The sequence below is a fragment of the Streptomyces sp. NPDC006294 genome, assembly GCF_042870895.1.
Lineage (GTDB): Bacteria > Actinomycetota > Actinomycetes > Streptomycetales > Streptomycetaceae > Streptomyces.
Genome location: NZ_JBIAHV010000039.1, coordinates 1 through 3,875, shown reverse-complemented (window position 1 = coordinate 3,875; position 3,875 = coordinate 1). Strand labels below are relative to the sequence as shown.

1 protein-coding gene is annotated in these 3,875 nt (G+C 74.1%); it reads left to right on the top strand.

Going from position 1 to position 3,875, the window contains the following annotated elements:
* On the top strand, positions 1-3,875 hold a 3,875-nt coding region (locus ACFYOP_RS33690), incomplete at both ends, for an SDR family NAD(P)-dependent oxidoreductase (RefSeq protein ID WP_356899679.1).

Below are 3,875 nucleotides of genomic sequence, written 5' to 3'. Positions count from 1 at the left end.
GTCCACTTCCACACCGCCATCCAGCAGCTCACCGAGTCCGGCCACACCACCTACATCGAGTCCAGCGCCCACCCCGTCCTCACCTACAGCATCGAAGAAGCCTCAACCGACGCCCTCACCACCGGCACCCTCCGCCGAGGCGAAGGCACCCTCACCCGCCTCCTCACCTCAGCAGCACACCTCCACACCCACGGCCACCCCATCAACTGGCCCACCCCGCGAACCAACCGCGTCACCGACCTCCCCACCTACCCCTTCCAGCACCAGCACTACTGGATCAACCCCACCACGACCGGTTCCCCGGACACCGCCGACACCCGCTTCTGGGAGGCGGTCGAGAACGAGGACTGGGAGTCGCTCGGCCGCGCGCTCTCGGTGGAGGGCGATGCCCCGCTGAGTACGGTGCTCCCGGCGCTGGCGTCCTGGCGGAAGAGCCTGGATCGTGTGTCGACGGTGGACAGCTGGCGCTACCGGGCGGCATGGAGGCCGATCGCCGATCCGCAGGCCGGACCGGTCGGTACCTGGCTGGTCGTGGTTCCCGTCGGCCAGGAGGACGACGCGCTGGTGGGTGCTGCCACCCGCGCTGTACGGGGGCGGCAGGTCGTGCTGGACCCGTCCGAGGCGGACCGCGCGCGCTACGCCGAGCAAGTCTCCGACGCTTTGGGCTCGGGTGATGACAACGCTGCCGTGACCGGCGTGCTGTCCCTTCTCGCGCTGGGCGGCGACGACGTGGCCCCGGCGGCGCCGGCGCTCGCTCTCTTCCAGGCGCTGGGGGACGCCGGTGTGCAGGCCCCCCTCTGGTGTGTCACCCAGGGCGCGGTCAGCACGGGCAGCTCCGATCCGCTCACCCGGCCCGCCCAGGCGCAGGTCTGGGGCCTGGGCCGGGTCGCCGCGCTGGAGCATCCCCACCGCTGGGGTGGGCTCGTCGACCTGCCCGAACAGCTCGACGAGCGCGGCGCCGCACGCCTGCGTGCCGTACTGGCCGCTCCGTCCGGCGGCGAGGACCAGGTGGCGGTCCGCGGCGCCGGTGTCCTCGCGCGCCGACTGACCCGGGCGGCAGCCGGCAGCGGTAGGGCCTGGCAGCCGCGCGGCACCGTCCTGATCACCGGCGGCACCGGCGCGCTCGGCACACACGTGGCGCGCTGGGCTGCCCAGAACGGCGCCGAGCACCTCGTCCTCGCCAGCCGGCGCGGCGGCGAGGCCCCCGGGGCCACCGCCCTGCACGACGAACTCGCCGCGCTCGGCGTCACCGTGACCCTCACCGCCTGCGACGTCACCGATCCGGACGCCGTACGTGCTCTCGTCTCCGCGCACCCCGGCCTGACCGCCGTGGTCCACACCGCGGGTGTCCTCGACGACGCGGTGCTCGACCGGCTCACCACCGAGCGCCTCGACGACGTCCTGCGTCCGAAGGCCACCGCCGCCGCGCTTCTCGACCGGTACACGCGTCACCTCGACCTCGACGCGTTCGTCCTGTTCTCGTCGGTGGTCGGCACGCTGGGCCGGGCCGGGCAGGGGAACTTCGGTGCGGCCAACGCCCACTTGGACGCGCTCGCCGAGCAGCGGCACGCGCTCGGGCTGCCCGCCACCTCCGTGGCATGGGGCCCCTGGGACGCGGACGGAATGGCGGCAGGCGAGGTCGCCGAGCAACTGCGGCGGCGCGGGCTGCCGGCCCTGGCGCCCGACCTGGCGCTCACCGCGCTGGGAGAGGCCGTCGGGCGCGGCGAGGCGACGGTGCCCGTCGCCGACATCGACTGGGCGCGGTTCGTGCCGGCGTACACCGCCGCCCGTCCCAGCGCGCTGATCTCCGACCTGGCGGACGTACGGGAGCTGCGGGCCGAGGCCGGCGCCCGGCGAGTCGGTGACGACGCCACGTGGACGGCGCAGAATCTGTCGGGCCTCTCCGACGCCGAGGGCGAGCGGCTGCTGCTGAACCTGGTGCGGACGCAGGCGGCCGCCGTGCTCGGGCACGCCTCCGCGGACGCGGTGAACGCCTCGCACGCGTTCAAGGGCATCGGTGTCGACTCGCTGACCGCGGTCGAGCTGCGCAACCGGCTCGTCGCCGTCACCGGCCTGAAGCTGCCGCCGACGCTGGTGTTCAACCATCCGACGCCGCAGGCGCTGGCCCGCTTCCTGCACACGCAGGCGACCGGCACGCCGGAGTCCGCCTCCGTGCGCCATGTGCCGGTCCCGGTGGGTGCCGCGGCCGAGGACGACCCGATCGCGATCGTGTCCATGGCCTGCCGCTATCCCGGCGGGGTGCGCTCGCCGGAGGACCTCTGGCAGCTGCTCACCGACGGCCGGGACGCGGTGTCCGTGTTCCCCACGGACCGCGGCTGGGACATCGACGCGCTCTACCACCCCGACCCGGAGCGCGCGGGCACGTCGTACGTCCACGAGGGCGGATTCCTTTACGACGCCGCCGAGTTCGACGCCGAGTTCTTCGGGATCTCGCCGCGTGAGGCGCAGGCGATGGACCCGCAGCAGCGCCTTCTGCTGGAGACGTCCTGGGAGGTGTTCGAGCGGGCCGGGATGGATCCGCGGTCGGTGGCCGGCAGCCAGGCGGGCGTCTTCGTCGGTGTGGCGTCGCAGGACGAGTACGGGCCGCGCATGAGCGAGGCACCCGAAGGGTTCGAGGGGTACCTGCTCACCGGCACCGCGGCGAGCGTGATCTCCGGCCGGGTGGCGTACACCCTCGGTCTGGAGGGCCCGGCCGTCACGGTCGACACGGCCTGCTCGTCCTCGCTGGTCGCCCTGCACATGGCCGTCCAGGCGCTGCGCGACGGCGAGTGCACGCTCGCGCTCGCGGGCGGCGTCACCGTGATGGCCTCGCCGGGGACGTTCGTGGAGTTCAGCCGTCAGCGGGGGCTCGCTCCCGACGGCCGCAGCAAGTCGTTCTCCGCGGCGGCCGACGGCACCAGCTGGAGCGAGGGCGCCGGTGTCCTGCTTCTGGAGCGGCTGTCGGACGCCCGGCGCAACGGGCATCCGGTCCTGGGCCTGGTGCGCGGTACGGCGATCAACCAGGACGGCGCTAGCAACGGCCTCACCGCCCCCAACGGCCCCTCGCAGGAGCGGGTCATCCGCCAGGCGCTCGGCCGGGCCCGGCTGACCGCCGCCGAGGTCGACGCCGTCGAGGCGCACGGCACCGGCACCCGGCTCGGCGACCCGATCGAGGCGCAGGCGCTGATCGCCACGTACGGGCAGGACCGGCCGGACGGACAGCCGCTGCTGCTCGGCTCCCTGAAGTCGAACATCGGGCACACGCAGGCCGCGGCGGGCGTGGGCGGAGTCATCAAGATAGTGATGGCGATGCGCCACGGTGTGCTGCCGAGGACGCTGCACGTGGACGAGCCGACGCCGCACGTCGACTGGTCCGCCGGTGCGGTGACGCTGCTGCGGGACGCGGCCGAGTGGCCGGAGACCGGACGGCCCCGCCGAGCCGGTGTGTCGTCTTTCGGTGTGAGCGGCACCAACGCCCACGCGATCATCGAGCAGTTCGAGGAGGAGCCGGCCGTCGTCGGCACGTCCGACGCCGTGTCGGGGCCGCTGCCGTGGGTCCTCTCCGGCCAGGGCACGGACGCCCTGCGGGCGCAGGCCGAGCGGCTGCGGTCGTTCGTCGCGGATCGGCCCGAACTCCCCACGGCCGACCTGGCGTTCTCGCTCGGCGCCACGCGGGCCGCGCTGGACGACCGGGGCGCCGTGGTCGCGGAGGACCGGTCCGACTTCCTCGACGCGCTGGGCGCGCTCGCGCGCGGCGAGGCGGACAGCCGGGTCCTGACCGGGTCCGTGGACCCTGCGCAGGGGCGGTTGGCGTTCCTGTTCTCGGGGCAGGGCAGTCAGCGGGCCGGGATGGGACACGAACTGTACGAGGCCTT